5 protein-coding genes and 1 tRNA gene are annotated in these 5,386 nt (G+C 68.3%); 2 read left to right on the top strand and 4 right to left on the bottom strand.

Going from position 1 to position 5,386, the window contains the following annotated elements; translation table 11 throughout:
* Positions 1-162: 162 nt before the first annotated feature.
* The 4 genes from AC1DU6_RS19110 to AC1DU6_RS19095 all read right to left on the bottom strand — a co-directional run bounded on the left by AC1DU6_RS19110 (position 163) and on the right by AC1DU6_RS19095 (position 4,109).
* Positions 163-549: a BlaI/MecI/CopY family transcriptional regulator gene (locus AC1DU6_RS19110; protein WP_457323544.1), complete on the bottom strand. Its 387-nt coding sequence runs from the start codon at positions 547-549 to the stop codon at positions 163-165.
* 77 nt (positions 550-626) lie between these two features.
* Positions 627-1,541: an RNase adapter RapZ gene (gene rapZ / locus AC1DU6_RS19105; RefSeq protein WP_457351671.1), complete on the bottom strand. Its 915-nt coding sequence runs from the start codon at positions 1,539-1,541 to the stop codon at positions 627-629.
* Entirely contained in the window at positions 1,538-3,232 is a 1,695-nt protein-coding gene (recN, locus tag AC1DU6_RS19100) for a DNA repair protein RecN (RefSeq protein WP_477858919.1), read from the bottom strand. Before recN ends, rapZ begins: the two co-directional genes overlap by 4 nt.
* Positions 3,233-3,242: 10 nt before the next feature.
* Complete coding sequence (locus tag AC1DU6_RS19095; protein ID WP_056193829.1) at positions 3,243-4,109, bottom strand: NAD kinase; 867 nt, start codon at positions 4,107-4,109, stop codon at positions 3,243-3,245.
* Positions 4,110-4,176: 67 nt separating this feature from the next.
* Between AC1DU6_RS19095 and hrcA the strand changes: the two genes are divergently transcribed.
* Both hrcA and AC1DU6_RS19085 read left to right on the top strand, forming a co-directional pair.
* Positions 4,177-5,184 (top strand): heat-inducible transcriptional repressor HrcA, encoded by a 1,008-nt coding sequence (hrcA, locus tag AC1DU6_RS19090; protein ID WP_477858917.1) that lies wholly within the window; start codon positions 4,177-4,179, stop codon positions 5,182-5,184.
* A 47-nt stretch (positions 5,185-5,231) separates the two neighbouring features.
* Positions 5,232-5,308: transfer RNA gene (locus tag AC1DU6_RS19085), tRNA-Ile, on the top strand.
* Positions 5,309-5,386 lie beyond the last annotated feature (78 nt).

Raw genomic sequence — 5,386 nt, 5'->3', positions numbered from 1 at the left:
GGCAAAGCCCCAGGCCGGCCGCGCAGACGGCATAGCGCCAGCGTGCCGATGCGCCGCGCATCAGCGCCAGCAGCAGGGCCACGGCGGCGCCGACGACGACGCCCTGCCAGACGAAGTTCACGAGGGCCCAGCCCCAGGCAATCATGGCGATGTCCAGGCTCATCAGGCTTCATCTCCCTTCCCGGCCAGCAACTGGCGGATCTCCGCGCGTTCCTTGGCACTGACGTGGTTCTTCAGGGCCGCGAGCACCAAGGCCTTGCCAGAGCCGGCAAAGGCCTTGCTGATGAAGTCCTTCACCAGGGACTGCTGCAGCTTGTCCTGGGCATGCACGGGGGCGTAGAGCTGCGGGCGCTGGCTCTCGTCGCGGGTCAGCAGGCCCTTGCCGTGCATCACCTGCAGCTGGCGCAGTACGGTGGCATAGGTGGCGTCGGGCCGCTCGGGCAGCAGGGCCTCGTGCACGGCCTTCGCATCGGCGGGGCCCAGGCGCCAGAGCACGCGCAGCAGGTCCAGCTCGGCCGCCGTTGGCTTGGAGGAAGGGGTTCGACTCATGGGTTCAGAATAAACGTTCTAGAACGCGATGTCTAGAACATTTGTTCTGAACTTCCCACCGGGCCGAGCGAGGGGCTCTACCTTGCGTCCAGCTCGCGGTGGCGCTTCAGCACATGGCCGTGGTGGCTGAACTGGCGCGCCAGCATCTCGACGAGATACACGGAGCGGTGCTGGCCACCGGTACAGCCAATGGCCACGGTCAGGTAGCTGCGCTGGTCGGCCGCGAAATTGGGCAGCCAGCGCGACAGGAAGCCGGCGATCTGGCCCATCATCAGGCCGACCTCGGGCTGGGCTGCGAGATAAGCCGCCACCGGCGCATCGCGGCCGTTGAGCGGGCGCAGCTCCCGGTCGTAATAGGGATTGGGCAGCACGCGCACGTCGAAGACGAAGTCCGCGTCGCTGGGCACGCCATGCTTGAAGGCGAAGCTCTCGAAAACCAGGGTGAGCTTGGCGCCGACATGCGGGCCGACCAGATCACCGAGCCAGGCACGCAACTGCGCCGGGCGCAGCTGGCTGGTATCGATGACGGTGGACTCGGCCTTGAGCCCGCCGAGCAGTTCGCGCTCCAGCTTGATGGCGTCCAGCAACAGGCGGTGGCTGTCATCGGCCGCGCCTTCCAGCGCGCCGAAGCCGGTGTCGCGGTCCTCGCGCAGCGGGTGAGGCCGGCGTGTCTCGGAGAAGCGCCGCATCAGCGCCTCGTTGTTGGCGTCCAGGAAGATGGAGCGCACCGGCACGCCGGTGGCTCGCAGGTCCTTGAGCAGCGGCAGCATCAGCGGCAGCGAACTCGCCGAGCGCACGTCCACCGCGATGGCGACACGTCGTTCACCGCGTTGCTGCTCCAGGCGCAGGAAGTCCAGCAGCAGCTCCGCGGGCAGGTTGTCCACGCAGAAATAGCCGGCGTCTTCCAGCGCATGCATGGCCACCGACTTGCCGCCGCCGGACATGCCGGTCAGCAGCACGACGTCGCCGTGCAGATCCGTGTCCATGCTCATGACCGGGCCTTGCGCGGCTTGATCGCCGTGGACGCGTCCAGCATCTCCTGCGCATGCGCCAGGCTGGTGGACGACAGGCGCTCGCCGCCCAACATGCGGGCGATCTCGGCCACGCGGGCCTCGCCGGCCACGGGGCTGACGGAGCTGACGGTGCTCGTGCCTTGCAAGGCCTTGGCGACGACGAGATGACGGTCTGCGCACGCGGCCACCTGGGGCAGGTGGGTGACGGCCAGCACCTGGCGCTGGCCGGTTGCCGAATGGCCGAGCTGCTTCATCAGCCGGCCCACGGTCTCGGCGACGGCGCCACCGATGCCGACGTCGATTTCGTCAAAGATCAAGGTGCCGGGCGCGTTGTCGGTTGCGGCCTGGCTGGCCGTCACCGCAATGGCCAGCGCGATGCGCGACAGCTCGCCGCCCGAGGCCACCTTGGCGAGCGGCCGCGGCGTGCTGCCGGCATGGCCGGCGACGAGGAATTCGGCGAATTCGACGCCAAAGCTCTGCGGGCCGTCGGTGGGGTTCAGGGCGATGTCGAACTGGCCGCCCGCCATGCCGAGCTGCTGCATCGCCGCCGTGACGGCGGACGCCAGCTGCGGCGCCGCCTTCTTGCGCGCACGGCTGGCGGCCTGGGCCTCGGCGTCGAAGGCCTGGCGCGCGGCGGCAAGGGCCGCCTCGAGCAGGGTGGGGTCGCTGGCGGCGTCAAGCTGGGCCAGCTCGGTGCGCCATTGCGCGAGCAGGGCCGGCAGCTCGTGAGGCTGGCGGCGGTAGCGGCGCGCCAGCGTCATCCAGGCCGACACGCGCTCGTCCAGCTCGGCCAGGCGGCTGGGGTCGAGATCGGCCTTGTGCAGATAGGCCGACAGCGTGTGGCTGGCGTCCTGCAGCTGGGCCTGCACGTCGCGCAGGGCCTGCACGGCGGGCAGCAGGCGGGCGTCGTGGTCGAGCACGCGTTCGAGCTGGTCCAGCGCGCCGCCGGCAAGGGACTGGGCGCTGGGCTCGGCCTCGTCCAGCGCATCCAGCGCCGACTTGGCCGCGTCGATGAGGGACTGGCCGTGCGACAGGCGCCCGTGCTCGGCGTTCAGCTCCTCCCACTCGTCCTCGGCGGGCGCCAGGCCGTCCAGCTCGCCGATCTGCCAGGCCAGCCGCTCGCGCTCGCGCAGTGCGTCGGCCTGCTGACCCTGGGCCTTTTGCAGCGCCTCGACGGCTTGCTTCCATGCGGCGTGGGCGCGGCCCAGCGGCACAGTGTCCAGCCCCGCGAAGCCATCCAGCAGCTCGCGCACGGCGGCGGGGCGGGTCAGGCCCTGCCAGGCATGCTGGCCGTGGATGTCGAGCAGATGGTCGGCCAGTTCGCGCAGCTGCGTCAGCGTGGCGGCGCCGCCGTTGATCCAGGCGCGGCTTTTTCCCGCGGCGTCGATGACGCGGCGCAGCAGCAGCGTGTCATCGGTGTCGAAACCGGCCTCGTCCAGCCAGGCGCGCAGATGCGCCGGCGTGTCGAACTCGGCGGTGATCTCGGCTTTGGCCGCACCTTCGCGCACCACGCCGGCGTCACCGCGGCCGCCCAGGGCCAACTGCAGCGCGTCGATCAGGATGGACTTGCCAGCGCCGGTTTCGCCGGTCAGCACGGCGAAGCCGGGCTCGAAGTCGAGCTCCAGCGCAGGGACGATGACGAAATCCTTCAGGCTCAGGTGCCGCAGCATGGGTCAGGCTCTAAACATACCAACGCAGTTTGCGTCGCAGGGTCGCGTAATAGCTCCAGCCCTTGGGGTGGAGGAAGCGGACTTGGTGCTGGCTGCGCCGCACGGTGATGGTGTCGCCGTGCAGCAGGCTCGCGAGGCTTTGCATGTCGAAATTCACCGAGGCATCGCGGCCGGCGACGATCTCCAGGCGCACCTCGCCCAGGTCAGGCAGCACGATGGGCCGGTTGGACAGGGTGTGGGGCGCGATGGGCACGATCAGCCAGCCGGCGATGCCGGGGTGCAGGATGGGCCCGCCGGCCGACAGCGCATAGGCCGTGGAACCGGTAGGCGAGGCCACGATGAGGCCGTCGGCGCGCATGTTGGCGACGAACTGCTCGCCGACCTCGATCTTCAGCTCCACCATGCCGGAGCTGCCGCCGCGGCTCACGACCACGTCATTGAGTGCCAGGCCGGAGAAGATGGATTCGCCGTCGCGCCAGACCGCGCCTTCCAGCATCGCCCGCGGCTCGACTTCGTAGTCGCCTGCCAGTACTGGCGCCAATGACTCGCGCCAGCGTTCGATGGGAATGTCCGTGATGAAGCCCAGCCGCCCCTGGTTGATGCCCACCAGCGGAATGCCGTGGCGGGCCATGTCCCGTGCGAAGCCGAGCATCGTGCCGTCACCGCCGATGACCACCGCCAAGTCGCATTGCCGGCCCAGCTCGTCGTTGGACAGCGCTTCATAGCCCGTCAGGCCGGTGTTGAGCGCGGTGTCCGCTTCCAGCGAGACATCCAAGCCCTGGCTGCACAAAAATTGGGCAATCTCCTCCAGCACCGGCCCGATGCCAGGCGCTTGATGCTTGCCCACGATGGCGACATGTCTGAAGCGCTCGGCCATGCGGCAAATTACACCACAGGGGTATCGCCTCTCTCTGCAGGAAAAGGGGTGTCCATAGAATGCGGGCATGCTCGACGAGCGATCTAAATCCCTGCTGAAAACCCTGGTCGAACGCTATATCGCGGACGGGCAGCCGGTCGGCTCGCGCACGCTGTCCAAGGCCTCGGGCCTGGAACTCAGCCCSGCGACCATCCGCAATGTGATGGCCGACCTCGAAGAMCTCGGCCTCATCGCCAGCCCCCACACCAGCGCCGGCCGCATCCCCACGGCGCGCGGCTACCGCCTGTTCGTCGACACCATGCTGACGGCCCAGCCCGGTCTCATTGGCGTGGATGCCGCCCGGCTGCAGCCCGACCAGCCCCAGCGCGTCATCGCCAGCGCGGCGCTGATGCTGTCCAACCTGTCCAGCTTTGTGGGTGTGGTCACGTCGCCGAAGAAGGCCAGCGTCTTCCACCACATCGAGTTCCTGCGCCTGGGCGAGCGCCGCGTGCTCGTCATCCTCGTTGCACCCGATGGCGACGTGCAGAACCGCGTCATCTTCACCGCACAGGACCTCAGCCAGTCCGAGCTTGCCGAAGCCAGCAACCGCCTGAATGCCAACTACGCCGGCCTCACGCTCGAAGCCGTGCGCGAGCGCCTGCGTCATGAGGTGGACGAGTTGCGCGGCGAGATCGCCGGGCTGATGAGCGCGGCGGTGCAGGTCGGTACCGAGGCCATGGTGCAGGAGCAGGAGCAGGTCGTCGTCTCCGGCGAGCGCAACCTGCTGGCCGTGCAGGACTTCAGCCACGACATGGGCAGCCTGCGCCGCCTGTTCGACCTCTTCGAGCAGAAGACGCAACTGATGCGCCTGCTCGACACGTCGAGCCGCGCCGAGGGCGTGCGCATCTACATCGGCGGCGAAAGCCAGGTCGTGCCCTATGAGGAACTGTCCATCGTCAGCGCGCCCTACGAGGTCGACGGCCAGGTGGTGGGCACGCTGGGCGTCATCGGCCCGACGCGCATGGCCTACGACCGCATGATCCAGATCGTCGACATCACGTCGCGGATGGTGGGGCAGGCGCTGTCTCAGCGTTGATGCGACGTCAGCTCAGGGCCTGACTAGAATCCGCGCCTCCTCCCCGGGGGCCGTTAGCTCAGTTGGTCAGAGCAGAGGACTCATAATCCTTTGGTCATTGGTTCAAGTCCAATACGGCCTACCAACAAAATCAATAGGTTAGCTTCAACATCTGGCCTGCTGTAGGTAGGTGGTGTCAACGCCTGGCTGTTGAGGGTGCAGC

The sequence above is a fragment of the Roseateles sp. P5_B10 genome (genome assembly GCF_056400485.1).
The sequence above is the reverse complement of the archived record's forward strand: the minus strand, read 5'-3'. Positions and strand labels throughout refer to the sequence as shown.

Coding starts and splice junctions, on each gene's coding strand:
- rapZ (WP_457351671.1), bottom strand. CDS start 1,541: ATGAGCATGGACACGGATCTGCACGGCGACGTCGTGCTGCTGACCGGC.
- recN (WP_477858919.1), bottom strand. CDS start 3,232: ATGCTGCGGCACCTGAGCCTGAAGGATTTCGTCATCGTCCCTGCGCTG.
- AC1DU6_RS19095 (WP_056193829.1), bottom strand. CDS start 4,109: ATGGCCGAGCGCTTCAGACATGTCGCCATCGTGGGCAAGCATCAAGCG.
- AC1DU6_RS19110 (WP_457323544.1), bottom strand. CDS start 549: ATGAGTCGAACCCCTTCCTCCAAGCCAACGGCGGCCGAGCTGGACCTG.